Source organism: Pseudomonas sp. SIMBA_068 (assembly GCF_046534705.1).
In the GTDB taxonomy this organism is placed as follows: Bacteria; Pseudomonadota; Gammaproteobacteria; order Pseudomonadales; family Pseudomonadaceae; genus Aquipseudomonas; species Aquipseudomonas putida.
Map to the genome: position 1 here is coordinate 1,216,578 of NZ_JAWRYI010000001.1, position 23,918 is coordinate 1,240,495.

21 protein-coding genes are annotated in these 23,918 nt (G+C 65.5%); all 21 read left to right on the forward strand.

The window, feature by feature from the left end:
- The 21 genes from SB756_RS05590 to SB756_RS05690 all read left to right on the forward strand — a co-directional run bounded on the left by SB756_RS05590 (position 1) and on the right by SB756_RS05690 (position 23,918).
- Positions 1-300, forward strand: coding sequence for a malonate decarboxylase subunit delta (locus tag SB756_RS05590; RefSeq protein ID WP_410910358.1), 300 nt, complete (start codon positions 1-3; stop codon positions 298-300).
- Complete coding sequence (locus SB756_RS05595) at positions 293-1,141, forward strand: biotin-independent malonate decarboxylase subunit beta (RefSeq protein WP_049275015.1); 849 nt, start codon at positions 293-295, stop codon at positions 1,139-1,141. The genes SB756_RS05590 and SB756_RS05595 overlap by 8 nt, the downstream gene beginning before the upstream one ends.
- Positions 1,138-1,929, forward strand: a complete 792-nt coding sequence (gene mdcE / locus SB756_RS05600; protein ID WP_410910359.1) for a biotin-independent malonate decarboxylase subunit gamma — start codon at positions 1,138-1,140, stop codon at positions 1,927-1,929. The genes SB756_RS05595 and mdcE overlap by 4 nt, the downstream gene beginning before the upstream one ends.
- 1 nt (position 1,930) lies before the next feature.
- Positions 1,931-2,545 carry a malonate decarboxylase holo-ACP synthase gene (locus SB756_RS05605; RefSeq protein ID WP_410910360.1) on the forward strand — a complete coding sequence of 205 codons (615 nt, stop codon included), beginning with the start codon at positions 1,931-1,933 and terminating at the stop codon, positions 2,543-2,545.
- Entirely contained in the window at positions 2,542-3,462 is a 921-nt protein-coding gene (gene mdcH, locus SB756_RS05610; RefSeq protein ID WP_410910361.1) for a malonate decarboxylase subunit epsilon, read from the forward strand. Before SB756_RS05605 ends, mdcH begins: the two co-directional genes overlap by 4 nt.
- Positions 3,463-3,538: 76 nt before the next feature.
- On the forward strand, positions 3,539-3,961 hold the full coding sequence (gene madL, locus SB756_RS05615; protein WP_410910362.1) for a malonate transporter subunit MadL: 423 nt from the start codon (positions 3,539-3,541) through the stop codon (positions 3,959-3,961).
- 2 nt (positions 3,962-3,963) lie between these two features.
- Positions 3,964-4,728: a malonate transporter subunit MadM gene (gene madM, locus SB756_RS05620; RefSeq protein ID WP_341798723.1), complete on the forward strand. Its 765-nt coding sequence runs from the start codon at positions 3,964-3,966 to the stop codon at positions 4,726-4,728.
- Between the two features lie 448 nt (positions 4,729-5,176).
- Positions 5,177-11,026, forward strand: a complete 5,850-nt coding sequence (gene mnxG / locus SB756_RS05625) for a manganese-oxidizing multicopper oxidase MnxG (RefSeq protein ID WP_410910363.1) — start codon at positions 5,177-5,179, stop codon at positions 11,024-11,026.
- 18 nt (positions 11,027-11,044) lie between these two features.
- Entirely contained in the window at positions 11,045-13,021 is a 1,977-nt protein-coding gene (locus SB756_RS05630) for a cytochrome D1 domain-containing protein (protein WP_341798725.1), read from the forward strand.
- Positions 13,018-13,671 (forward strand): SCO family protein, encoded by a 654-nt coding sequence (locus SB756_RS05635; protein ID WP_410910364.1) that lies wholly within the window; start codon positions 13,018-13,020, stop codon positions 13,669-13,671. The genes SB756_RS05630 and SB756_RS05635 overlap by 4 nt, the downstream gene beginning before the upstream one ends.
- Positions 13,668-14,333: an SCO family protein gene (locus SB756_RS05640; protein WP_016499451.1), complete on the forward strand. Its 666-nt coding sequence runs from the start codon at positions 13,668-13,670 to the stop codon at positions 14,331-14,333. Before SB756_RS05635 ends, SB756_RS05640 begins: the two co-directional genes overlap by 4 nt.
- 209 nt (positions 14,334-14,542) lie before the next feature.
- Complete coding sequence (locus tag SB756_RS05645) at positions 14,543-16,027, forward strand: ABC transporter substrate-binding protein (RefSeq protein WP_410910365.1); 1,485 nt, start codon at positions 14,543-14,545, stop codon at positions 16,025-16,027.
- A gap of 12 nt (positions 16,028-16,039) precedes the next feature.
- On the forward strand, positions 16,040-16,681 hold the full coding sequence (locus SB756_RS05650; protein WP_410910366.1) for a SurA N-terminal domain-containing protein: 642 nt from the start codon (positions 16,040-16,042) through the stop codon (positions 16,679-16,681).
- 249 nt (positions 16,682-16,930) lie between these two features.
- A complete protein-coding gene (locus SB756_RS05655; protein WP_049273640.1) occupies positions 16,931-17,464 on the forward strand; it encodes a response regulator in 534 nt (177 codons plus the stop codon).
- 61 nt (positions 17,465-17,525) lie between these two features.
- Positions 17,526-19,199 carry a GspE/PulE family protein gene (locus SB756_RS05660; RefSeq protein ID WP_063423791.1) on the forward strand — a complete coding sequence of 558 codons (1,674 nt, stop codon included), beginning with the start codon at positions 17,526-17,528 and terminating at the stop codon, positions 19,197-19,199.
- Positions 19,183-19,962 carry a hypothetical protein gene (locus tag SB756_RS05665; protein ID WP_016499456.1) on the forward strand — a complete coding sequence of 260 codons (780 nt, stop codon included), beginning with the start codon at positions 19,183-19,185 and terminating at the stop codon, positions 19,960-19,962. The genes SB756_RS05660 and SB756_RS05665 overlap by 17 nt, the downstream gene beginning before the upstream one ends.
- Before the next feature lies 1 nt (position 19,963).
- On the forward strand, positions 19,964-20,506 hold the full coding sequence (locus SB756_RS05670) for a pilus assembly protein (RefSeq protein ID WP_341798730.1): 543 nt from the start codon (positions 19,964-19,966) through the stop codon (positions 20,504-20,506).
- Positions 20,493-21,056 carry a type 4a pilus biogenesis protein PilO gene (gene pilO / locus SB756_RS05675; protein ID WP_258651673.1) on the forward strand — a complete coding sequence of 188 codons (564 nt, stop codon included), beginning with the start codon at positions 20,493-20,495 and terminating at the stop codon, positions 21,054-21,056. Before SB756_RS05670 ends, pilO begins: the two co-directional genes overlap by 14 nt.
- Positions 21,056-21,580 (forward strand): hypothetical protein, encoded by a 525-nt coding sequence (locus SB756_RS05680; RefSeq protein ID WP_341798731.1) that lies wholly within the window; start codon positions 21,056-21,058, stop codon positions 21,578-21,580. The genes pilO and SB756_RS05680 overlap by 1 nt, the downstream gene beginning before the upstream one ends.
- A complete protein-coding gene (locus tag SB756_RS05685) occupies positions 21,577-23,442 on the forward strand; it encodes a secretin N-terminal domain-containing protein (RefSeq protein ID WP_156858793.1) in 1,866 nt (621 codons plus the stop codon). The genes SB756_RS05680 and SB756_RS05685 overlap by 4 nt, the downstream gene beginning before the upstream one ends.
- Complete coding sequence (locus SB756_RS05690) at positions 23,439-23,918, forward strand: type II secretion system protein (protein ID WP_341798732.1); 480 nt, start codon at positions 23,439-23,441, stop codon at positions 23,916-23,918. The genes SB756_RS05685 and SB756_RS05690 overlap by 4 nt, the downstream gene beginning before the upstream one ends.

The following is a 23,918-nucleotide window of genomic DNA, read 5'->3' on the forward strand; positions in this document are numbered from 1 at the left end:
ATGGAAACCCTGAATTTTGAATTCCCCGCCGCCGAACCGGGCCGCGGCCGCACCCTGGTGGGCTGCGTCAGCTCCGGCGACCTCGAGGTGCTGATCGAGCCCGGCACTGCCGGCAGCCTGCACATCCAGGTAGTGACTTCGGTCAACGGCAGCGGCGCCCGTTGGGCGCAACTGTTGCAGCGCCTGTTCGAGGGCCGTGCGTGGCCGGCCGTGAACATCGACATCCATGATTTCGGCGCCACCCCAGGCGTGGTGCGCCTGCGCCTGGAGCAAGGCTTCGAGGAGATTGCCCATGACTGACACCGAACGCTTGCTGCGCAGCCGCAGTTTTGTCGAACTGGGCGCCCGCCAGCGCGCCCGCGCCGTGCTTGACCCGGGCAGCTTCCGTGAACTGCTGGGCCCGTTCGACCGGCTGATGTCGCCGTGGTTGCCCCGCCAGGGCATCGTGCCGCAGGCCGATGATGGTGTGGTTATCGCCAAGGGCCGGCTGAACGGGCGCCATGCCGTGGTCGCCGCCATCGAAGGCGGCTTTCAGGGGGGCAGCATGGGCGAGGTGGGTGGGGCCAAAATCGCGGGTGCCCTGGAACTGGCCATTGAAGATAACCGCAATGGCATCCCCACTTGCGCCGTGTTGCTGCTGGAAACCGGTGGTGTGCGCCTGCAGGAAGCCAACCTCGGCCTGGCGGCGATTGCCGAAATCCAGGCGGCCATTGTCGAACTGCGGGCCTTGCAGCCGGTGATTGGGCTGATCGCAGGTTCGGTGGGCTGCTTTGGCGGCATGTCCATTGCCGCGGGCCTGTGCAGCCACCTGCTGGTTACCCGCGAAGCGCGCCTGGGCCTGAACGGCCCGCAGGTGATCGAACAGGAGGCCGGCATCGGCGAATACGACGCCAAGGACCGCCCCTTCATCTGGAGCCTGACCGGTGGCGAACAACGCCACGCCAGCGGGTTGGTGGACGGCTACGTGGCCGATGACATCGATGCGCTGCGCGAACGCTTGCTGCAACTGCTGGACGCACCCTCCAAAGACCGCGCCAGCCAGCACGCCTGGTTCCTCGACCGCCTGGCCCGGCTGGGCGATGACTGCCCGCAACTGGATGCCGCCGCCGTGCGCGCCCTTTACCAAGGAGAAGCCCAATGAACCGTGCCTTGAACTGGCTGCCGGGCCTGGCCGGCGGGCAAGCTTTGCCAGGTTACCCCGCATCGTTGCGGGTGATCGACGGCGAACTGGACAACCGCCTGGCGCGCTTCATCGCCGTGGTGCCGGATGCCCACAATCCATTCCCCCGTGCCCGCTCGGGTGAAGTCGGCCTGCTTGAAGGCTGGGGCCTGGCCAAGGCGGTGAGCGAGGCGGTGGCGGCTGACCGCAACGGCCGGAAGCGTGCCATTGTCGCGGTGATCGATGTGCCCAGCCAGGCCTATGGCCGCCGCGAGGAAGCGTTGGGCATTCACCAGGCATTGGCCGGTGCCGTGCAGGCCTACGCCGAGGCGCGGTTGGCCGGGCACCCGGTGATCGGTCTGCTGGTTGGCAAGGCCATGTCCGGCGCCTTCCTGGCCCACGGCTACCAGGCCCAGCGGCTGATCGCCCTGGACGACACCGGGGTCATGGTGCACGCCATGGGCAAGGCGGCTGCGGCGCGGATTACCCTGCGCAGCGTCGAGCAACTGGAGGCGTTGGCCGCCGAAGTGCCGCCCATGGCCTACGACCTGGCCAGCTACGCCTCGCTGGGCCTGCTGTGGCGCCGGCTGACAGTGGATAACGCCGAGGCACCGAGCGCCGCCGACATTGCCCAGGTGCGTGCCTGCCTGGCAGAAGCGGTGCGCGATATTGGTAGCTCGACCGACCTGTCGTCGCGGCTGGCGGGTGAAAACCGCAGCGCTTCGCGCCAGGTACGCGAACAGCTGCGCCGCCAGTGGCAGGGCGCTTGAGATGAACGCGCCAAGGCCGCACGACCTGCTGTGGGGGATGCCCGTGGCGGGCTTGCCCGCAGACGCGCCGCAGTGGGCCCAGGACGTGCTGGCAAGCGGCCGGCCAGTGGTGGTGCGCCGTGCCTCCTGTAAGGATGGCTGGGTGACGGTTGGGGTGCGTGGCCAGGGCCGGGCGCAGCGCTTGGGTGCGCTGATGCGCCTGGTCGATATCCAGCGTCAGCAAGGCCCCGAAGCGTTGCGTGTGCACCTGCAAAGCCCATGGCCTGCGTTGCAGGCACTGGCTTCGGTCGCCCCGGTATTGCAGGCCAGCGGCCTGGCCTGGGGGCCGACGGGCGGGGTGGGGTACCAGATTGCGACCGGCATTGAAGTGGTACATGCCGACAGTGACCTGGACCTGCTGCTGCGCACACCGCAACCGCTTGCCCGCGCCCAGGCGCGAGAGCTGCTGGATATCCTCGACTGCGCGCCGTGCCGTATCGATGTGCAGCTGGAAACCCCGGCAGGTGCCATTGCCTTACGCGAATGGGCCGGTTTTGCTCACCGTGTGCTGCTCAAGTCGCCCCATGGCCCGCGCCTGGTCAGCGACCCTTGGGCAATGATGGAGCGAGCCGCATGAGCAGCCTGTTCGCCTTTCCCGGCCAGGGCGCCCAGCAGGTGGGCATGCTACAGCGCTTGCCTGAGGGCGCCGGGCAGCTGCTGGAGGAGGCCAGCGATACCCTCGGCCAAGCCGCGCTGGCGCTGGACAGCCGGCAAGCGCTGCAGTCTACCCGCGCTGTTCAGCTGTGCCTGCTGCTGAGCGGTGTGGCCTGGGCGCGCTGGCTGATGCAGCGCAGCCCAGCGCCGGATTATGTGGCGGGGTTGTCGATTGGCGCCTATCCCGCGGCGGTTACGGCGGGCGCCCTGGGGTTTGCCGATGCCGTGCGCCTGGTCGCCCTGCGTGGCGAGCTGATGCAGTGCGCCTACCCGCAAGGCTACGGCATGACCGCACTCAGCGGCCTGGACCTGGCAAGTGTCGAGCGTTTGCTGAGCGAGGCGGGGGGCGAGGTGTTCGTCGCCAACCTCAACAGCGAAAACCAGATCGTCATCGCCGGTAGCGATACGGCGATGGCTGCGGTCGCCGCCAGGGCTCGCCGCCAGGGCCAGGGCGTGGCCCGACGCCTGGCAGTTAGCGTGCCCTCGCATTGCCCGTTGCTGGATGGCCCGGCAGCAGAACTGGCCAGTGCCTTCGCCACGGTTGAGTTACACCGCCCACGCATTACCTACCTCAGCGCCAGCAGCGCGCGCCCGGTGTTCGACCCGCAGCGTCTGCGCGACGACCTGGCGGGCAACATGGCCAGGGTGGTCGACTGGCGTGCCACGTTGCGCAACGCCTTTGAGCGTGGCGTGCGCCTGCATCTGGAAATACCGCCCGGCAGCGTGCTCAGCGGGCTGGCCCGGGCAGTGTTCGAACAGGGCAGGGTAGTGGCCGTGGAAGGCACCCGTTGCGACACCCTGGATGCGATGCTGCGCCAGGAGGTGGCTGACCGGCGATGATGGCTGGCTAACGCAATAATGTGTGTTTACGAAGAACAACAACAAGCAACTTCGACACAACCTGAGGACAACAACAATGATCATCTATGGTGTGGCTCTGCTGGCGGTTTGCACGCTTGCCGGCGTTATCGTCGGCGACTTCCTGGGCGTGCTGCTGGGCGTCAAATCCAATGTAGGCGGGGTCGGCATCGCCATGATCCTGCTGATCTGCGCACGGCTGTACATGCACCGCAACGGTGGCATGAGCAAGGAGTGCGAGTTTGGCGTGGGCTTCTGGGGCGCCATGTATATCCCGGTAGTGGTGGCCATGGCCGCCCAGCAGAACGTGGTCACCGCCCTGCACGGCGGGCCGGTGGCGCTGCTGGCGGCAGTGGGCGCGGTACTGGTGTGCGGCGCTACCATCGCCCTGATCAGCCGCAGCCACCGTGGCGAGCCTTTGCCTGCCCTTGAACCTAGCCCAGAAGCCCGCGCGCAGGTTGCCCCTGCAGGAGGTCGTTGAACATGTGGCCGATCATTGAAAATGCCCTGGAACACAACGGCCTGATCACCGCCTTTGCAGTGGTGGGCGCAATCATGTGGTTGTCGGTTGTACTGTCGAAGTACCTCACCTTCGGCCGGGTACACGGCTCGGCCATTGCCATCGTTATCGGCCTGGTGCTGGCCTGGGTAGGCGGCACCGTGACGGGCGGGCAGAAAGGCCTGGCCGACATGGCGCTGTTCTCCGGTATCGGCCTGATGGGCGGGGCCATGCTGCGAGACTTCGCCATTGTTGCCACGGCCTTCGAGGTGCAGGCCACCGAAGCGCGCAAAGCCGGGATGATTGGCTTGGTGGCGCTGTTGCTGGGTACGGTGCTGCCATTCATTGTGGGTGCGGCAGTGGCCTATGCCTTCGGCTACCGCGATGCGGTGAGCATGACCACCATCGGCGCGGGGGCGGTGACCTATATCGTCGGGCCGGTGACCGGAGCGGCGCTGGGCGCAAGTTCGGACGTGATGGCCCTGTCGATCGCCACCGGCCTGATCAAGGCGATCCTGGTGATGGTGTTCACCCCGGTGTCGGCGCGCCTGCTGGCGCTGGACAACCCGCGTTCGGCGATGGTCTTCGGCGGGTTGGCAGGGACGGTGTCAGGGGTGACGGCCGGGCTGGCGGCGACGGATCGGCGGCTGGTGCCGTATGGGGCGCTGACAGCTACTTTTCACACTGGCCTGGGCTGCTTGATGGGGCCCTCGATTCTGTATTTCTGTGTGCGGGGGTTGGTTGGGTGATGGCCACCGGGTGTTTGGCGCAGCATTTTTAGCGCCTGGGAGATCGAGCGCCGCCCGCGCGGCGCTTCGCAGCACAAGGCTGCTCCTACATTTGTTTCGGGCCAGTAATGCCTGTAGCAGAGCGCGCGACCGCCTTGTTGATCCGGCGCGATATTAAGGTGGACGCCAAGGGACCGCCCGCTAATGGCACAGGAATAATTGGCCCGAAACAAATGTAGGAGCAGCCTTGTGCTGCGAAGCGCCGCGCGGGCGGCGCTCGGTCTGACAGACGCAACAAATGTTAAGGCGGGCACCTGCAAGCCGCCCCCCAAATCGGGGAAAACCGCCGGGTGATCCTCCCCAATCCGATTCGGTTACCTACGCAACCATTTGAAAGTATTACGTATCTTCTCCTGGCATACACCTTGCTCCATCCCTCCGCAGAGTTCCCGTGTCCCGGAGGTGCAGCATGTCTACGCCACGCAAAGGCCCCCTTCTGTCATCACTCGTTCTTGCCTTGTTAGGTTGGGAATCGACCAGCGAGGCGGCCGTGCAGTGCCAGCGCACCTTGGTCGCCAATGTGGTGGCACTGGACCAGCCACTGATGTTCAACCGCCTTGGCGCGCAAAACGCCAATGGCATGATGTTCGCGCTTCGTGAAGATGTGGTGGACGACAAGCAAGTCCCCCTCAGCAAAGGCGGGGCCGCGGTACCGGGCAAGGTCACCCTGCGCCCGGACAAGCGCCCACGGCCGATTGTGCTGCGGGTAGCCGCCGGTGACTGCCTCACGGTCAACCTGACCAACCTGCTGGCCTACCAGGCCAACCCCAACAAGCACGGCATCGAGGCCGCAGAGCCCGAGGGTGAGGAGGAGGGGCCGGAGGTTGAAAACCAGGGCGGTGAAGGCGATGTCGCCGATGAACAGGTCGCCGAGCGTATGGTCGGCTTCCAGGTCAATGGCATGCAGGCGGTCAACAGCATCGCCGATATCTCCGCCTATACAGGGCGCAATGGCAACTTCTTCGCCAGCCCCGGCAGTACCCGCAGCTATACCTTGTATGCCGAGCGCGAAGGGGCATTCGCCGCCACCAGCAAAGCCGCCACGTTCGGCGGCGAAGGCACGGCGGGCAATGTTGCCAATGGCCTGTTCGGGCAGGTGGTGGTGGTACCCAAATTGGGCCGCACCTACCGCAACACCCTCACCGAAGAAGAAATGCGCCTGGCCACTACCGGCCGTACTGCCACCGGCCAGCCCGTGATCGACTACGAAGCCCGCTACCCCCAGGCAGAACCGTGGATCACCGAGGGCAAGGCCGGCAAACCGATCATCGCCATGGTCAATGGCAACGAGATCATCAACAGCGAAACCGATGCCATCGTCATGGGCCCCAACGCCGATGGCAGCTTCCCCAAGTCGACCTACCCGCTGGAAAGCATCGGCAAGCGCAACCCGGCGCTGCCCAACCGGTTGGAGGCGTTCCGTGATTTCGCCTCGCAGTTCGCCGACGAGGTCGCCGGCACCCAGGCCTTTCCCGGCTACTGGGCAGACCCGGTGATGGGGCACGTGCTGGAACCGGCGCGAGACTCGTTCATGATCAACTACGGCTCTGGCGGCATGGGCGCCGAAGTGGTGGCCAACCGCCTGGGGGTAGGCCCGATGCACGACTGCCTGTCGTGCGCTTACGAAGAGTTCTTCCTCAGCGCTCACACCGTCGGAGACATCGGCACCCTGGTGGATGTGCCGGCCAATGTGGGCCTGGAGCACATCCGCCCGGGTGAGGTCCCACCGGCCAGTGCTGTCGGGGTCAAGGCCAGCATGGCCCTGTACCCTTCGGAACCTGCCAACGTGCACCACAGCTATATCGGTGACTTCACCAAGTTCCGCAACACCCACAACGGCCACGAGCAGCATATATTTCACCTGCACGGCCACCAGTGGCTGTTCAACCCCAATGACGACAACTCCGACTATATCGATGCCCAGGGCATCGGCGCCGGCGTTGGCTACACCTACGAAATCGCCAACGGTGGGTCGGGTAACCGCAACCGGGTGGCCGGTGATGCTATCTACCATTGCCACTTCTACCCGCACTTTGCCCAGGGCATGTGGGCCATGTGGCGGGTACATGACGTGTTCGAAGAAGGCACCCGTCTTGAGGTGAGCGGGCAGGGCGAGAACGGCTTCCACAGCACACCGTTCGCCCTGCGCAGCGGCAAGCCTGCCGCTGGCGCCCGGGCATTGCCCGATGGCGAAATCGTTGCGGGTACGCCGATTCCGGCCATCGTGCCGCTGCCTGGCAAAGCCATGGCGCCGATGCCTGGCAAGGTCGTGGTGGTACCCAAACTGTCTGAGGAACTGGTCGCCGCCAGCGACGATGATGACGAAGCCGAGGACGAAGGCGATGACGACCACGCCAACCCGGCGCCGGTGCGCAAAGCCGTCGGCTCGCTGGCACTTATCGACCGCACCGATGCCAACCGCAACGCTGATGGCACCCTGAAAAACCCAGGCTACCCGTTCTGGATCGGCGGCATGGAAAGCAGCGTTGGCAACCGCCCGCCAACCCCGCCGCTGGACATGCTCGACCCAGCCCTGGCGCGCCAGTTGAAAGACAGCGGCAAAGCCCTGTGGGCCAACCTGGATGCAAACCAGGTCGATGGCTGGGACGGCGGCCTTGGCCGCCATGCACTCGACGGTGTTTCCGCAGGTGGCGAGGCGCAAACGACCACCACCAAGCTGGACTTCACCAAGGTCGTGCACAAGGCCAAACCTATCTACCTGCCAGAAGAAGGCACCGATGTCGAACAGGCGGCCATGCAGTTCCACGCCATGGCCGAGCACCCAAGCTATGCCCTGATCCCCGGCAGCCAGCCGGTGGCCAAGGCGTTCCGCACCAATGGTGCCTTGCCGACTGCTGGCGCGCCGTTCTACGAGCCGTGCATGGATGACCGCGGCAAGCGCCTCACTCAGTCCTCCGGTGTGGGCGAGTTTTTCAGCGGCGAGAGCCTGACCGGCGTCAACTTCCGTGGCTCTTCCGCCTTTACCGCCGACCGTCCACGCATCTACAAGGGTGCCAACATCCAGTTCGACGCGGTGTACAACAAGGTCGGCTACCACTTCCCGCAGGCTCGCATCATCGCCTTGTGGGAAGATGCCTGGCCAGTGATTAACAAGCAGCGCCCGCCAGAGCCACTGGTGATGCGCATGAACACCTTCGACTGCACCATGTACCAGCACACCAACCTGATCCCGAACATCTACGAGATGGACGACTACCAGGTGCGCACCCCGACCGACGTGATCGGTCAGCACATCCACTTGCCGAAGTGGGACCTGACCGCTGCCGACGGTTCGGCCAACGGCTGGAACTACGAAGACGGCATTCTATCGCCCGGCAGCGTGGTCGAGCGGGTGCAAGCCATTCGTGCCTACAACGGCTGCACCGAGGGCGATAGCCGCGATGGCACCGCTGCCTGCCCGAAAGCCAGGCAGCACCCGTACTTTGGCCGCTTCGGCCGGGCCGACTGGCTGGGCGCACGTACGGCCATGCAGCGCTGGTTCGCTGACCCGCTGGTGAACGTGCATAACGTCGACCGTGGCCTGGGCACCATATTCACCCACGACCACCTTGGCCCGTCGACCCACCAGCAACTGGGCCTGTATGCCACCGTGCTGGCCGAACCGGCCGGCTCCACCTGGTACCATGCCGAAACCGGCGAGCAGCTGTACAACCCGGCCACGCGCCAGGATGGCGGCCCGACCTCGTGGCAGGCGGTAATCCAGACTGGCGACCACGATGGCGATGGCAAGAACGACAGCTACCGTGAGTTCTTCCTGGAATACAGTGACTTCCAGCATGCCTATGAAGCTGGGGTGTATGTAGGTGCAGGGCCGGACGGCATCCCCAATGCCCAGTCGTACCCGGCCACCGCAGACAGCTTCCGCTACGCCATCAACCCGCCAGTGCGCGGCAAGGCGTCGAACCTGCTGGAAGCCATTGTCGAGGAGCGCGGCGGTATCAACCCGGGCTGCCCAAGCCGTCCGTGCCCGCAGGCGATCTCGGTGGATGACCCGGGCATGTTCGTGGTCAACTATCGCAACGAGCCGCTGGCCCTGCGCGTGTACGACCCGAACAAGGTCGGCCCGGACGGCAAGCGTGGCATGCAGGCCGACGGCCTGGCCGGCGACCTCAGCTATGCCATGCAAACTCGAACCGACCGCGCCATTCCGGCAATGAACCTGTCACCCTCGGCGATAACCTCGGCAGTTGGCCCTACCGGCGGCACCACGCTGTTTCCGCCACACATCAACAAGGCTGGAGCCGAGCCGGGCGACCCTTTCACCCCGCTGCTGCGCACCTACTCCGGTGACAATGTACGCCTGCGCATGCACGCCGGTGGCCATGAAGAGGAGCACAACGTCACCCTGCATGGCGTGAAGTGGCTGCAAAACGGCACAGGCTTCGGTAGCAGTTCCAACTCGGGCTGGAAATCGTCGCAGATGATCGGCATCTCCGAGCAGATGGGCTTCATGGCACCGGTGTCGATGATCTCCAGTTCCGCCGCCACCAATGGCGACTACCTGTACTCGCTGGACGCCGCGCTGGAAGGCTACTGGAACGGTATCTGGGGCATCATGCGCAATTACACCGCGCAGCGTGCCGACCTGTTCCCGCTGCCCAACAACCCGCAACCGGTGGCCATGCGCAACACCGTGAACTTTGACGGCATCTGCCCGAAAACCACGGCCAACCCCAACGGCATTGGCACCCGCACCACGGTCAAGCGAAACTACGAAATCGTCGCAGCGCTGGCCAATGACATCCTCGAGAACCGTAATGGGGTCAGTATCAATGACCCGGCGGGCATCGGTCAGCATGTCGGCGGCACGCTGAAGGCCAACGGTGGCACACTGGTGTTCAACAGCCGTAAAACCGCGATCCCGCTGGTAAGTGGGGTAGACCCCGAAGATGGGGAACCCTTCACCATCGGGGGGCATAGTGCGCCGCTGCATGACCCGACCGCGATCCTGTACGTGCGCAAGGCCGACCTGGACGCCACCACCGGCAAGCTCAAGGCGGGTGTGCCGGTTGAGCCTCTGGTGCTGCGGGCCAACGCCGGCGACTGCATCAGCGTTACCCTCGAGAACCGCCTGCCACTGGTGATGCCAGACCTGCCGAGCACTGCAGTGATGCATAACGTGGTCAAGCGTGACCGCTTCGACAGCGAGGGTTCCACCGCCTTTGCCAATAACCTGATGCGGCCGTCCAGCCACGTGGGCCTGCATGCGCAGTTGCTGGCCTACGACATCACCAAGTCCGACGGCGCCAACGTTGGCCTGAACCCGGTGCAGACCGTACCTCCACGTGCCGGCACCAGTGGTGCTTACCCGACCAAGGTGTACCAGTACTACGCCGGCCACCTGGAGCGGGAAGGCAAACCTGTGTCGCAGCTAGGTCGCACGGTGGACAACATCAACTCCACTGCCATCGAGTTCGGCGGCCTCAACCTGACCCCGTCAGACTTCATCAAGCAGCCGCAGAAAGGCCTGGTGGGCGCCATGAGCATCCTGCCGCAAACTGCCACCTGGACCGAGGACGCCGCGTCCCGTACCCAGGCCACGGTGAAGGTCAGCGGGCAGCCGGACTACCGGGACTTCGTCACGGTGTGGCAGCGCGCCCTGAACATGCGCTGGGCCGATGGTCGTCCGGTGGAAGGCATCAACACCGAAGGCAACGGTGCTGCCGGTGACCCGCAAGACAACGGCAACATGGCGGTCAACTACAAGACCGAGCCGTTGTGGCTGCGCTTCGGCATGGCGCCTGACTCACCGTTCGGCCGTGCAAATGGCCTGGGCTTTGGTGATGTACCAAACGCCCACATGGCCTACGCCAACGCCCTGGTCGGCGGCGACCCGCAAACCCCGGTGCTGTACGCCAAGCCTGGGCAACCGGTGCGCAACCATATCGTGATGCCCAGTGGTGGCAGCCGCGGCATGGTCTACCAGCTGGACGGGCACCTGTGGCCATTGCACAACTACCAGGCCGAGAAGAGTGACGTGGACGGCTACCCGATGAGCCTGCCTGGCATCGGTTCGGTGCGCTTCGGCTACAACCCGATGGCCATGTACATCGGTGCCCAGGAGAGCGTACTGCCTGCGGCGCACTTTAGCTTCATGCTGCCGAGTGCCGGTGGTGCCAACGCGGTGGCAGGTGACTACCTGTTCCGCGACTACGCCGCCTACGGCAACCTCTCGGGGCTGTGGGGGATTCTGCGGGTGACCAACGAAGCGCCGCCGGCAACGGCCCCGGCGCAGTGACGGAAGGGGAGCGCGAGCATGAACAAAAAGACTCGCCCTGCTTGCTTGGGGGTATTGCTGGGGGTAGCGCTGATCGGCCTGGGCGTGGCGTATGAAAAGCTCTGGTGCGATCCCCGCGAGCTGTTGCAGGAACCTGCCGACCCGCAGGCCCTGCACCGGCTCAGCCGGGACGGCGTGACCGTGGAGTTCGAGGCCCGGCCGCTGGCCGGGGGCGAGTTGAAGGAAGGCGCCTTCGCCAATATCCGCTTCAAGGTCAGCGACCAGACCAGTGGCCAGCCGCTGTCGGGCATGGCCCCGGGGGCGTGGATCGACCCGGCGCAGTCGGCGCCGATAGGCGACCGCAACCAAAGCTGCAAGGCGCGGGTTGCGCTGTTTCTCAAGAGCAGCATCGGCGCCCGGCCGCTGCTCGACCTGAACAGCTACTTCCTGTTGATGCTGAACAACGACGCCAGCCTGACGGTGATCGACCCGACCGTTTCGGTGGGCGGCGTGACCAGCACCATGGCCCGCATCGACCTGCCCGGGCGGCCCATGGACTGGGTGGCCACCAGCGACGACAAGCAGGTGTTCGTGTCGATCCCCGAGCGCGGCAAGGTGGCGGTGATCGATACCGAAACCTTCACCCGCGTGGCCGACCTGGACGCCGGTGACCAGCCGCTGCGCGTGGCCTTGCAACCCGACCAGCACCGGTTGTGGGTGGGCAACAACAGCAGTGACCCGGCCAAGGGTGGGGTGACGGTGATCGACGTGCCAGGGCGTACCACCCTGAAAAGCTTCAACACCGGCACCGGGCACCACGAAATTGCCTTCAGCGCCGACTCGCGGTTTGCCTACGTCAGCAACCGCGACAGCGGCACCCTGAGCGTCATTGATATCCCGCAAATGCGCCTTGCCAAAACCATCAAGGTTGGCCCGCACCCGCTGTCGGTCAGCTACTCGGCGCTGTCCCAGGCCGTTTACGTGGTCGATGGCGAGGAAGGCAGCGTGCGGGTGTTCGATGCCCACAGCCACGAGCTGCGCCATATGGTCAAGGCCGAGCAGGGCCTGGGGCCGATGCGCTTCAGCAGCGATGGGCGCTACGGCGTGGTGCTCAACACCCTTGAGAACCAGGCACTGGTGATCGATGCCAGTACCGACAAGCTGATCCACCACATCCCGGTAGCGGCCGAACCCTACCAGCTGACCTTTACCAAGGGCTATGCCTATGTGCGTGGTCTGGCCTCGCCGAAAGTGACCATGATCAACCTGTCCAGCCTGGGCGAAGGACGCCCGCCGATCGTGCAGGGCTTCGAGGCTGGCCCGGCAGCGCCGCGCCAGGCCGGTGACCTGCCGCTGGCCCAGGGGTTGTCGGTGTCGCGTGATGACAATTCGGTGTTTGTGGTCAACCCGGTGGACAACACCACCTACTTCTACGCCGAGGGCATGAACGCGCCGATGTCCGGCTACAACAACCGTGGCCACCAGGCCCGCGCCGCCATCGTCGTCGACCGCAGCCTGCGCGAGGTGGCGCCCGGGGTGTACGGCTCGACGGTGAAACTGCCCGCTGCCGGCAAGTTCGACGTGGCCTTCCTGCTCAACCAGCCGCAGATCATCCACTGCTTCAGCGCCGATGTCGCCGAAGCGCCCAATGCCGGCAAGCGCAAGGCCGCGCATGCCGAGTTCATCGGCCTGGACCAACCAATGCCGCAGCACAGCGCCATTACCGCACGGGTGCGTATCGTTGGTGACGACGGCCAGCCACGGCTGGGCCTGAACGACCTGAGCCTGCGCTACTTCCTGGCGCCGTCGTCGATGCCGCGCAACCTGCAGTTGCAGGAAGTGGGTGAGGGCGTCTATCAGGCAGCCCTGACACTGCCCGAAGCCGGCGCCTGGTACCTGCATGTGCAGTCGCCATCGCTGGGACGCAAGTTTGCCGAAGAAAACTACACCAGCCTGCGCATCCTGCCGGCCACAGCAACCAACGCTTCCCAGACTGAAATGAGGAGTGTGCGATGAACGCCAAGCATTCTTTCCAACTGCTGGCACTGAGCCTGGCACTGGCCAGCAACCTCGCCCTGGCCCACGCCGGCCACGATCACAAGGGCGCCGAACAGCCACCGGCGGCGCGCCAGGAAAAGACCAGTGTACGTTTTGCCGACGTTTCTCTGCTGAACCAGGACGGCATGCCGGTGCGCCTGGAGAAGGACCTGGTCGGTGACCACCTGGCGGTCATGGGCTTCATCTACACCAGCTGCACCACGGTGTGCCCGGTGGTGTCGTCGATCATGGGCAAGGTCCAGCAACAGCTGGGTGGCCGGGTAGGCGAAGAAATCCACATGGTGTCGATCAGCGTCGACCCGCAGCGTGACGACGCCAAGCGCCTGCAAGACTACGCCAAGGCCTTCCAGAAGGGGCCAGGCTGGAGCTGGCTGACCGGCACCCCGTACGCTGTCACCGAAACCCTCAAGGGCCTGGGCAGCTTCAGCGCCGACCTCAGCCAGCACCCGCCGCTGATCCTGGTGGGTGACGGGCGCAGCGGGCACTGGACCCGCTACTACGGCTTCACCGACCCCACCGTACTGATTGAAGAAATCAACCGTCTCAGCGCCCGCCGGGTGCATGCCAAAAGTACGGCCATTGCCGACCACCATGAGGTGCAACCATGAGCTCTGTTACCTCCCGCCGCGGCGGCATGCGCGCTTTCGACTGGCTGGTGCTGGGCGGCTGCCTGTGGATTCTCGCTTCTGTGGCGTTCGCCCACGAAGGCCACCTGGAGCAGGCCCCCGAGCCACAGCCCGCCCCCCAGGCGATGACCAGTGGCGGCGGCACCCGCGATGCCCAGACCTGGTTCACGGATACCGTGCTGAAAGACCAGAACGGCCGCGAGCTGCGGTTCTACAGCGATGTGCTCAAGGACAAGGTGGTGATGCTGAACGTGATCTTCACCCACTGCACCGACGCTTGCCCGCTGATCACCCGCAAGCTGCGCGAAGTGCGCGAGGCCATGGGCCAGCAACTGGCCAGCCAGGTGACCTTTGTGTCGATCAGCAGCGACCCGCTCAACGATACCCCGCAAGCACTCAAGGCGTTTGCCGCGAAGCAGGGGGTTGATGGGCCGAACTGGCTGTTCCTGACCGGTGACAAGGCCAATGTCGACCTGGTGCTTGGCCGTATTGGCCAGTTCCTGCCCAGCCCCGAGCAGCACTCCACGCAGCTGATTGCCGGCGATGTGGCGGGCAAACGCTGGAGCAAGATCCGCCCGGATGCACCACCGGCGGCCATAGCCCAGCGCATGCAACTGCTGACCCAGCCCTTGGCAGGCCGGTGATTGCCATGGTGCGATCACCGTGGAGTCAACGACTGAGAGGGCAGCCTTTGTGGGAGCGGCCTTGCGTCGCGAAAGGGCTGCGCGGCAGCCCCGGCAATGGCAGCCTCAACCCAGAAAGCGGGGAGCGCTGCGCGCTCCTTTCGCGACGCAAGGCCGCTCCCACAGGTATTCGCACTGGGCTTTCGATCTGCTTGGCATGCTTGCTGGGCATGGCACCATTTGCCTCAGCCCTGGACCTGACCGAACACGAACAAGCCGGCAAACGCCTCTACCGCGAGGGCGTCTCCAGCAGCGATGCACAATTGCAGGCCCGGGTCGGTGCCAGCGACATCAGTGTGCCCGCCAGCGTGCTGCCCTGCGCCAGCTGCCACGGCAACGACGGCCGTGGCCGGGCCGAAGGCGGCGTGCGCCCACCCAACCTGGACTGGCAACGCCTGGCACAAGGCCAGGGCGCACGCGAAGCCAATGGCCGCAGCTACCCGGCGTATACCGAGCGCAGCCTGGCCCGGGCCATCCAGCATGGCGTAGACCCGGCGGGCAATCGGCTGGACCCGGCCATGCCACGCTTCGAACTGACCATGGCCGACCAGCGCAACCTTACCGCCTACCTGAAACGCCTGGCCGAGGAACGCGACCCCGGTATAGAGGAGGGCGTACTGCGCCTGGGCACCTTGCTGCCGGCGTCCGGCCCGCTGGCCGAAGCCGGGCAGGTGGTACGTGCGGTACTGGAAGACGGGGTAGCGCAACTCAACCAGCAAGGCGGCATTCATGGGCGGCACCTGGAGCTGGTTGTGCTGGACCCTGGGTTCGACCCGGCCAGCGCCGAGCGGGCCTTGCAGCAGTTGCTGGAGCAGGAGCGTGTGTTCGCGCTGATTTCGCCTTTGGCACCGATGCTCGACCCGCGCCTGACAACCTTGCTGGCACCACAGAATGTACCCCTGATTGGCAGTACCCCGCGCAGCGGCGGCAGCGCGCAGATCTTCGACCCGCTGCCCGGCTTACCTGCGCAATTGCTGAGCCTGGCGGGCCACGCCCGTGCAGGTTTGGGCCTGGCACCGGGCGACTTGCGCGTGGTGTACGCCGGCAGCGACCAGGCAGAGGCGGCCAAGCAGGTACGTGAGCGCCTGTTGCAGGAAGGCTGGGCGCCGCCCGCCATCGAGGCCTTCTACGGCCAGGCCGTGGGCGGGCAGGGCATCGTCTTCCTTGGCCGCGCCCAGGCATTTGTCGAGCTGGCGACGGCGTTGCAGGCCGCAGGCCGCCAGCCCTACCTGTTCGCTGCGTCCGGCCAGGTGGCCGGCGCCGTGGCGCGTTTGCCCGAGCAATGGTCGCAACGGGTGTTTCTGGCCTACCCCTATGTCCCCGAAGACTGGACCGAGCAGGGCATGGCCACCCTCGCCGGGCTGCAGCAGCGCCAGGGCCTGGACCCACGCCAGGCGTCGTTGCAGGTCAATACCTTGTGCGCCCTGCGCCTGCTGAGCGAAGCGCTGAAACAGATTGGCCGTGATGCCAGCCGTGAACAACTGATCGGCGCACTGGAAGGCTTGCACGATGTGTCTACCGGCCTGACCCCGGCGCTGGGCTTTGGCCCCGGTCGCCGTCAGGGCATGGCCGGTGCCCATGTAGTGGCGGTGGCCCTGCCCGGGCCGCGTTTCACCGCAGTTACCCCTTACCGGCCGGTGCCGGACAGCCTTTGAGTGGAGGTTGCCATGCGTATTGTGTTGCTGTGCCTGTTGCTGGTAATGGCCAAGGCGAGCTGGGCCGATGTACCTGCTGCACGGGTCAATGGCGTGGAGATTGGGTTGACGCGCCTGGAGCGCTATTTCAGCGAATACCTGGCCGCCCAGGGCCGCGCGGTGACCAGCATCCGCAACCCGGGGCTTTATAAGCGCCTGCGCGATCAGGCGCTGGATGAGCTGATCGACAAGGAGCTGCTGTGGCAGGAGGCGCGGCGACAAGGCATCGCCATCAGCGACGCGCAGGTGTCGGCGCATATCGGCGAGGTAGAAGCTGCGTTCGGCAGCCCGGCAATTTTCGAACGGCGTCTGGCAGAGGCGGGCTTTGACAGGGCACAGTACACTGAGTACACCCGGCAAGATATGGCGGCCCAGCAGGTGTATGCCCAGCTCAGCGCAGTCGACGCGCCGAGCCCGGCCGAAGTGCAAGCATTCTATGATGCCAACCGAGAAACACTGCAAGGAGCGCAGAACCAAAGTGTTAACCCTTCGGTCATACACGAACAGGGCCTGGTCTTGGCCAGGGCCGCGCTCATCGGTGAGCGCGAGGCGCAAGCGCGCAAGTCCGTGCGCCAACGTTTGCGCAATTCCGCTAAAGTGGAGATCGCTCACTGAAGCCCCTGGTGGCGTTCCCCCCAATGCTGGGGAATTAGGGTTTGGCAATGTGCCATCAGTTTCCCCGGTTGTGGGGAAGCGGGCGGGTGTGCCTGCCCGCCGTGTGTTGGGTGCTGGCTGGCACCTTTTGCAAATCAATGACTTACAGCGGTGCAACATGACTATTCACGCCTGGCACGAAGCCTGCTCAAGCCTGTACAAGGGCGCACTTCGCAGACCGGGAAACCGGGCAGTTCTTGGGAGTCGACCTTGGTGAACAGAGTATTGGTAGTCGATGACGAACAGACCCTTGCGCAGAACCTGCAAGCGTACTTGCAGGCGCAAGGCCTGGAAGTTCATGTTGCCCACGACGGTGCTAGTGGTATCGAACAGGCTGAGCGCCTGGCGCCACAAGTGATCGTGCTGGATTACCGCTTGCCCGACATGGAAGGTTTTCAGGTTCTGGAGGCTGTACGCAAGAACAGGCAGTGCCACTTCATGCTGATCACCGCCCACCCCACCGTCGAGGTGCGTGAGCGGGCCGCGGAGCTGGGTGTGAGCCATGTCCTGTTCAAGCCGTTCCCATTGGTGGAACTGGCCCGTGCAATCTTCGACCTGATGGGCATCGAGCGCCGGCGCAGGGCCACGGACAACCCGGCTGAAGGGTTCGTCGAACGACGCCAGAACAGGAACGAATCGTTCCCCCTGCAGTTGTACGATGGAAGCTGGGTGTTGGCTGACCGCCGCCGCAATGGCGCCAAGCCACCAGGGCCCGACGACGATCAACTGCTCACAGGGGAATAGCGGCGCCCGCACCCCTGGCTGAGCCAGCCTGCGACGCGCCCCCTGAGCGGAGTCGCAGGCCATGCCAGCAGCATTCGATGCACCAGTCTCAGCCTACCCCCGCGACCTGCTGGCCCAGGCCCGTCTGCAAGCCAGCGACGAGCGCCTGCTCAACTGCCTCGAACGCCTTGCTTGCGACAACCCCGACACCTTCACCCGTCGCCTTGGCCTGACCCTGCATTACCCGGTGCTGGACAGCCACACCCTGCTGGCGAGCAGCCCACGCTTTGACAAGGTCAGCCTAGCTGCGTGCCTGAAGCGCGAATTCGTGCTGATCGAGCAGGGCGGCCAGCTGTTGGGCGTGTTCGCCGACCCCTTCGACCCCGCTCGCCTGGCCTGGATCGATGATGTACTGCAAGGCGCGCCGCTGTACCTGGCCCACGCCGCCGAACTGGCCACCTTCCTTGCCCGCCACGAAGAAAGCTTCCACGCCGTCGATGCCCTTGACCATGACGCCGAGGCCAGCAGCGAAGGCGACCCGCTGCAACGCCTTTCGCTGGCCAGCATCAGCGAAGACCAGAGCCGCGTGGTCAAGCTGGTCAACTCCACCCTGTACGACGCCCTCAAGCTGCACGCCAGCGACATCCACCTGGGCATGACCGGCCAGGGCCTGACCATCAAGTACCGCATCGACGGTGTGCTCAACGGCGCCGGCAAGGCCAGTGGCAGTGCCTTCGCCGACCAGGTGATCTCGCGCATCAAGGTCATGGCCGAACTGGACATTGGCGAAAAACGCGTGCCCCAGGACGGCCGCTTCAAGGTTGCCGTGGGCGACCGGCAAATCGATTTCCGGGTATCGATCATGCCCAGCATCTTTGGCGAAGACGCCGTGCTGCGGGTGCTCGACAAGCAGGACTTGTCCGACCGGGTCAGCGGCGTGCAACTGCAGGCCCTGGGTTTTGCCGACGAAACCCTGCGCGCGCTGCGCCGGCTGGCTGCCGAACCCTACGGCATGATCCTGGTCACCGGCCCCACCGGCAGCGGCAAGACCACCACCCTGTACGCCATGATCAGCGAGATCAACCACGGCGTGGACAAGATCATCACCATCGAAGACCCGGTCGAGTACCAACTGCCCGGCGTGTTGCAGATCCCGGTCAACGAGAAGAAAGGCCTGACCTTCGCCCGCGGCCTGCGCTCCATCTTGCGCCACGACCCGGACAAGATCCTGGTGGGTGAGATCCGCGACCCGGACACCGCGCAAATTGCCGTGCAGTCGGCGCTCACCGGCCACCTGGTGTTCACCACCATCCACGCCAACAACGTATTCGACGTGATCGGCCGCTTCAGCCAGATGCAGGTCGACCCCTACAGCTTTGTTTCCGCGCTGAACGCGGTGCTGGCCCAGCGCCTGATCCGCCTGGCCTGCACCCATTGCTCCAGCCCCTGCGAGGTGGATGACGACACCCTGTATGGCTCGGGCCTGACCCGTGAGGGCGTGGCCGGCTGGAAGTTCGTCCGCGTGCAGGGCTGCGGCCAGTGCCGGGGCAGCGGCTTTCGCGGCCGCAGCGCCATCGCCGAACTGCTGCACCTGGACGACGACCTGCGGCAGATGATTGTCGAGCGCCGCCCCCTCTCGCAAATCAAGACACTCGCCTGCCAGCGCGGCCTGCGCCTGTTGCGGGCTTCGGCCCTGGACCTGGTTCGCGATGGCCGCACCACCCTTGAGGAGATCAACCGTGTCACATTCATCTGATCGTTTCTGTGCCGTGGTCGGCGCCGAGGGTGTCGGCTTGGGTTGCTGGCACAAACACCAACACCAGTGGCTGGGCAGCCGCGAGTTCAGTTGCGACGCCGCCCAGCCTGCCTGGGACGCCGCGGTCGACGCGCTGGCCGGGCTGTTGGCCGAGCATGCTGTACGTGGCGCCCAGTTGCGGGTGCTGTTGTCGGCCCGCTACAGCCGCTTCTGCCTGGTGCCCTGGAGTGATGCCATCGGCCACCCGCGCGAGCTGGACGCCTATGCCCGGGCCTGCTTCGAAAACCTCTACGGGCAGCCGTTGGACGACTGGCGTATCGTGCTGTCGCCTGAGCCTGCCGGTGCCGCCCGCATCGCCACGGCGCTGCCCGAAGCCCTGCTGCAACGGTTGCAGGGGCTGGGCCGGGAAACCCGCCTGAGCCTGCGCTCGGTGCAGCCGTACCTGATGGCTGCCTATAACCGCTGCTCGCCGCAGCTGGAGCAGGGCGACTTCCTGTTCGTGCTGGCCGAGCCGCGCCGCAGCGTGCTGCTGCTGGCCGCTGGCGGCGCCTGGCAGCAAGTGCTGACGCAAGGCTGCGCCGACAGCGACCAGGCCCTGCAAGCGTTGATCGAGCGCACCTGCGAGCTGTATGGCGAGCACCTGCCACGGGTGTACCTGCATGCCCCGGGCCGGGGCGACGTGCCGCAACTGGCGGCGGTGCAGCTGTGCCAGCCGGCCAGCGAAGCCGACCCGCTGTGCGCCATGTGGCGGGCGGTGGCTTGACATGCGCCGCCTTGAACTGGAATTCCAACCCCGGCGCAGCGGCCCACTGGCCTGGTCGCTGCTGGCCCTGGGCTGCGCCATGGTCGCCGGCCTGGTGCTGCTGCAACAGCATTTGCAGACCGAGCAGGTAGACCTTGAGGCCAGCGTGCACAGCCTGGAGCTGCAACTGGGCCGCCGCCCGGCCACCGTGGCCCCGCAAAGTACTGCTGCCAGCCGTGAGCAGGCCGAGCGACTGGCCCAGATGCGCAGCGTGTCGCAACAACTGCAACGCCCCTGGCAGCAGCTGTTCGCCATGCTCGAAGCCATGCCGCAGGACGATGTGGCGCTGCTCGGCCTGACCCCGGACGCGCGCAAAGGCCAGGTCCGTATCGCCGCGGAGGCACGCAACCTGGAAGCGATGCTGCAGTACCACCAGCGCCTGGAAGCCAGCGATGAGCTCAGCGATGTATCGCTGCTCAACCATGAGGTGTTGGCCGCGCAGCCCGAGCACCCGGTGCGCTTCACTCTCACCGCCACCTGGGAGACTGGCCATGCGCGCCCTTGAATCGCTGAACAGCCTCATCCTCCAGGAACGCCTGCGCCGCGTCGGCCCGGTTGGCCTGGCCGCCGTCGCCGTGGGCGTGCTGGCGCTGGGCGTGGTGTGCGCCGGGGTGCTGCCGCAGTGGCAGAGCGTGCGTGAACTGCGCGCCACCGAAGCGGACGCCAGCGTTCAGGTCGGGCGGGTCAAGCGTGGCGAGGTGAAGATCGCCGTCAAGCCCGAGCAGCAGGCCCTCGACAGCCTGCGCCAGCAACTGCCGGGGCAGCCCCAGGCCAGCGAGCTGATCGAGCGCCTCTACCACCTGGCCAGTGCCGAGCACATCAGCCTGGCGCGCGGTGAGTACGCCTTGGGCGTCGATCCCAAGACCCAGCTGGCTCGCTACCAGATCGTGCTGCCGGTGCGCGGCAGCTACCCGCAGATTCGCGCCTTTATCAAAGGCCTGCTCAAGCAGCTGCCGACCTTGGTGCTGGAAGACCTCGAGCTGCAACGCAAACGCATCGGCGACAGCGAGCTGAATGCCCGCCTGCGCATGACCCTTTACCTGTCGAGGTCATGATGAACACACAACGTGCAGTCATCTGGGCCAGCTTCCTCGGCGTGAGCGCAGTCCTCGCCTGGGCACCAGGGCACTGGTTTGACCAGGAAGATAGCGTTGCGGCCTTCGCGGGCTCGCCCGCTCCCACAGGTTCTGCGGCACTCACAAATCCGATGGGAGCGGGCGAGTCGGGGCGCCGAACCGCCGCGAAAGGGCCGGAACAGGCCTCCCGTGATCTGTTCCCAACCCAGCAATGGACCAAACCCCAAGCCCTGGCCACCGTCACCGAACAACCCGTGGCTGTCGCGCCCATCGTGGCCACAGCGCCGACCGCCCCGGAGCTGCCGTTCCAGTTCATCGGCCGCATGGGCAACGACAACGACCTGCAGATCTTCCTGCAGAGCGGCGAAAAACTCTACGTCGTGCGCCAGGGCGACGTCATCGAAGACACGTATCGCCTCGATCGGGTATCGGCCAGCGAGCTGAGCCTGGTCTACCTGCCTTTGCACCAGTCGCAGACCTTGTCTGTCGGGAGCGCACCATGAAGTCGTCAAAGCTGTGCAAGCCTGCTCCGTTCCTGCTGTTGGCGTTGTGCGTGGCCATTGCCGGCTGCGGCTCCAGCGCGGTACGCAAGGACAGCGACCAGCTGATGAAGGAGGGCCAGTACGAAGCCGGTATCGCCCGGCTGGAAGAAGCCCTGCGCGACGACCCGCGTGATACCGAGCTGAACATCGCCCTGGCCCACAGCCGTCAGGCCGCAGTCGAGGCGCTGATCACCCAGGCCGATGCCGACCGCATCCGCCATGACTTTGCCAACGCCCGCATGGGGTATGGCCGGGTGCTGACCCTGGAGCCCAACAACCGCCGCGCCCAGGAAGGTACGCGCCAGCTGGAGCTGATCCGTACCCTCGACGAGCGCGTGGCCCTGGGCCAGGCAGCGTTGCGCCAGGGCGACCTGTTCGGCGCCGAGCGTTACATGCGCGAAGTGCTGCGCCTGGACCCGCAAAACCAGAAGGGCATGGCCCTGCGCAGCGACATCGAGAATGTCCAGGCGCGCACCGCGCAACCCTTCCCGCAGCTGCGCAGCAAGCTGGACCGGCCGGTCACCCTGGAGTTTCGTGATGCCAACCTGAAGACCATTTTCGAAGTGCTGTCCCAGGTCGCCGGTATCAATTTCATCTTCGACAAAGACCTTCGCCCGGACATGAAGGCCACCATCTTCGTGCGTGAAGTGCGCATCGAAGACGCCGTGGCGCTGCTGCTGGAGCAGAACCAGCTGCGCCAGAAGATCGTCAACGACAACACCCTGATGGTGTACCCCGACTCGCCGCAGAAGACCAAGGACTACCAGGAACTGGTCATGCGCACCTTCTACCTGACCAGCATCGACGCCAACACCGCGCTGAACATGGTCAAGACCATGCTCAAGACCCGCGACGTGTTCGTCGACGAGCGCCTCAACACCCTGACCATGCGCGACACCCCCGATGCCGTGCGCATGGCCGAAAAGCTGCTGCAGTCGCAGGACCAGTCCAACCCCGAAGTGGTGCTGGAAGTGGAGGTGATGGAAGTGGCCACCTCGCGCATCCTCGACCTTGGCCTGCAATGGCCCAACACGTTCGGCGTGCTGACCTCCGACGGCAAGCCGGTCAGCGTGCTCGACCAGCTGAGGGGCATCGACTCCAGCCGCATCAGCATCGGGCCGGCACCGCAGGCCAAGATCAATGCCTCGGACAAAGACATCAACACCTTGGCCAGCCCGGTAATCCGCGTCAGCAACCGCGAGCAGGCACGTATTCACATCGGCCAGCGAGTGCCGATCATCAGCGCCACTTCGGTGCCGTCCACCCAGGGCCCGGTAATCACTGAAAGCGTCACCTACCTGGACGTGGGTCTCAAGCTTGAAGTGCAACCCACCGTGCACCTGAACAACGAAGTGGCGATCAAGGTGGCCCTGGAAGTCAGTAACGCCACCCCGCTGGAGGCTACCCGCCAGGGCACCATCCCGGTCCAGGTCGACACCCGCAATGCCCAGACCACCCTGCGCCTGCACGATGGCGAAACCCAGGTACTGGCCGGCCTGGTGCGCAACGACCACAACGCCAGCGGCAACAAGATCCCGGGGCTGGGTGACATCCCCGGCCTGGGCCGGCTGTTCGGCAGCAACAAGGACGACATGAGCAAGTCCGAGCTGGTGCTGGCGATTACCCCGCGCATCGTGCGCAACCTGCCGTACCAGAGCCCGTCGGACATGGAGTTCTCCACCGGCACCGAGTCGGCCATGCAGGTACGTCAGATGGCCCCGCTACCGCCAATGGACGTGCCCGGCAACGCGCCGGCTACCGATGCACCGGTCGTGGACAGCCAGATGGCAGTGGCCCCGGCCAACGGGAGCCCACGGCCATGAAAGCCCGGCGCCGCATGCAGGGCTTCAGCCTGATCGAAGTGGTGCTGACCCTGGCACTGCTCGGGCTGCTGGCCAGCATGGCCGCGCCACTGACCGAAACCGTGGTGCGCCGCGGCAAGGAACAGCAACTGCGCGAGGCGCTGTACCAGATTCGAGATGCCATCGACGCCTACAAGCGGGCCTTCGACGCTGGCTACATCGAGAAGCGCCTGGACGCCAGCGGCTATCCGCCGAACCTGCAGGTGCTGGTGGACGGTGTGCGCGATGTGCGCAGCGCCAAGGGTGCCAAGTTCTACTTCCTGCGGCGCATCCCGCATGACCCGCTGCTGGCGGCCAAGGATGAAGACCAAGGCGGCTGGGGCCTGCGCGCCTATGACAGCAGCCCCGACAACCCGCGCGAAGGCGAAGATGTGTTCGACGTGTATTCCAGGGCCCGTGGCAAAGGCCTCAACAGCATCCCCTACGGGCAATGGTGA

What these genes read in the sequence shown, in the direction of transcription:
- SB756_RS05630 (WP_341798725.1), top strand. Translation starts at nt 11,045, where the DNA reads ATGAACAAAAAGACTCGCCCTGCTTGCTTGGGGGTATTGCTGGGGGTA.
- mdcH (WP_410910361.1), top strand. Translation starts at nt 2,542, where the DNA reads ATGAGCAGCCTGTTCGCCTTTCCCGGCCAGGGCGCCCAGCAGGTGGGC.
- SB756_RS05685 (WP_156858793.1), top strand. Translation starts at nt 21,577, where the DNA reads ATGAAGTCGTCAAAGCTGTGCAAGCCTGCTCCGTTCCTGCTGTTGGCG.
- SB756_RS05670 (WP_341798730.1), top strand. Translation starts at nt 19,964, where the DNA reads ATGCGCCGCCTTGAACTGGAATTCCAACCCCGGCGCAGCGGCCCACTG.
- mdcE (WP_410910359.1), top strand. Translation starts at nt 1,138, where the DNA reads ATGAACCGTGCCTTGAACTGGCTGCCGGGCCTGGCCGGCGGGCAAGCT.
- pilO (WP_258651673.1), top strand. Translation starts at nt 20,493, where the DNA reads ATGCGCGCCCTTGAATCGCTGAACAGCCTCATCCTCCAGGAACGCCTG.
- madL (WP_410910362.1), top strand. Translation starts at nt 3,539, where the DNA reads ATGATCATCTATGGTGTGGCTCTGCTGGCGGTTTGCACGCTTGCCGGC.
- SB756_RS05595 (WP_049275015.1), top strand. Translation starts at nt 293, where the DNA reads ATGACTGACACCGAACGCTTGCTGCGCAGCCGCAGTTTTGTCGAACTG.
- mnxG (WP_410910363.1), top strand. Translation starts at nt 5,177, where the DNA reads ATGTCTACGCCACGCAAAGGCCCCCTTCTGTCATCACTCGTTCTTGCC.
- SB756_RS05680 (WP_341798731.1), top strand. Translation starts at nt 21,056, where the DNA reads ATGAACACACAACGTGCAGTCATCTGGGCCAGCTTCCTCGGCGTGAGC.
- SB756_RS05640 (WP_016499451.1), top strand. Translation starts at nt 13,668, where the DNA reads ATGAGCTCTGTTACCTCCCGCCGCGGCGGCATGCGCGCTTTCGACTGG.
- SB756_RS05645 (WP_410910365.1), top strand. Translation starts at nt 14,543, where the DNA reads ATGGCACCATTTGCCTCAGCCCTGGACCTGACCGAACACGAACAAGCC.
- SB756_RS05650 (WP_410910366.1), top strand. Translation starts at nt 16,040, where the DNA reads ATGCGTATTGTGTTGCTGTGCCTGTTGCTGGTAATGGCCAAGGCGAGC.
- SB756_RS05605 (WP_410910360.1), top strand. Translation starts at nt 1,931, where the DNA reads ATGAACGCGCCAAGGCCGCACGACCTGCTGTGGGGGATGCCCGTGGCG.
- madM (WP_341798723.1), top strand. Translation starts at nt 3,964, where the DNA reads ATGTGGCCGATCATTGAAAATGCCCTGGAACACAACGGCCTGATCACC.
- SB756_RS05590 (WP_410910358.1), top strand. Translation starts at nt 1, where the DNA reads ATGGAAACCCTGAATTTTGAATTCCCCGCCGCCGAACCGGGCCGCGGC.
- SB756_RS05635 (WP_410910364.1), top strand. Translation starts at nt 13,018, where the DNA reads ATGAACGCCAAGCATTCTTTCCAACTGCTGGCACTGAGCCTGGCACTG.
- SB756_RS05660 (WP_063423791.1), top strand. Translation starts at nt 17,526, where the DNA reads ATGCCAGCAGCATTCGATGCACCAGTCTCAGCCTACCCCCGCGACCTG.
- SB756_RS05690 (WP_341798732.1), top strand. Translation starts at nt 23,439, where the DNA reads ATGAAAGCCCGGCGCCGCATGCAGGGCTTCAGCCTGATCGAAGTGGTG.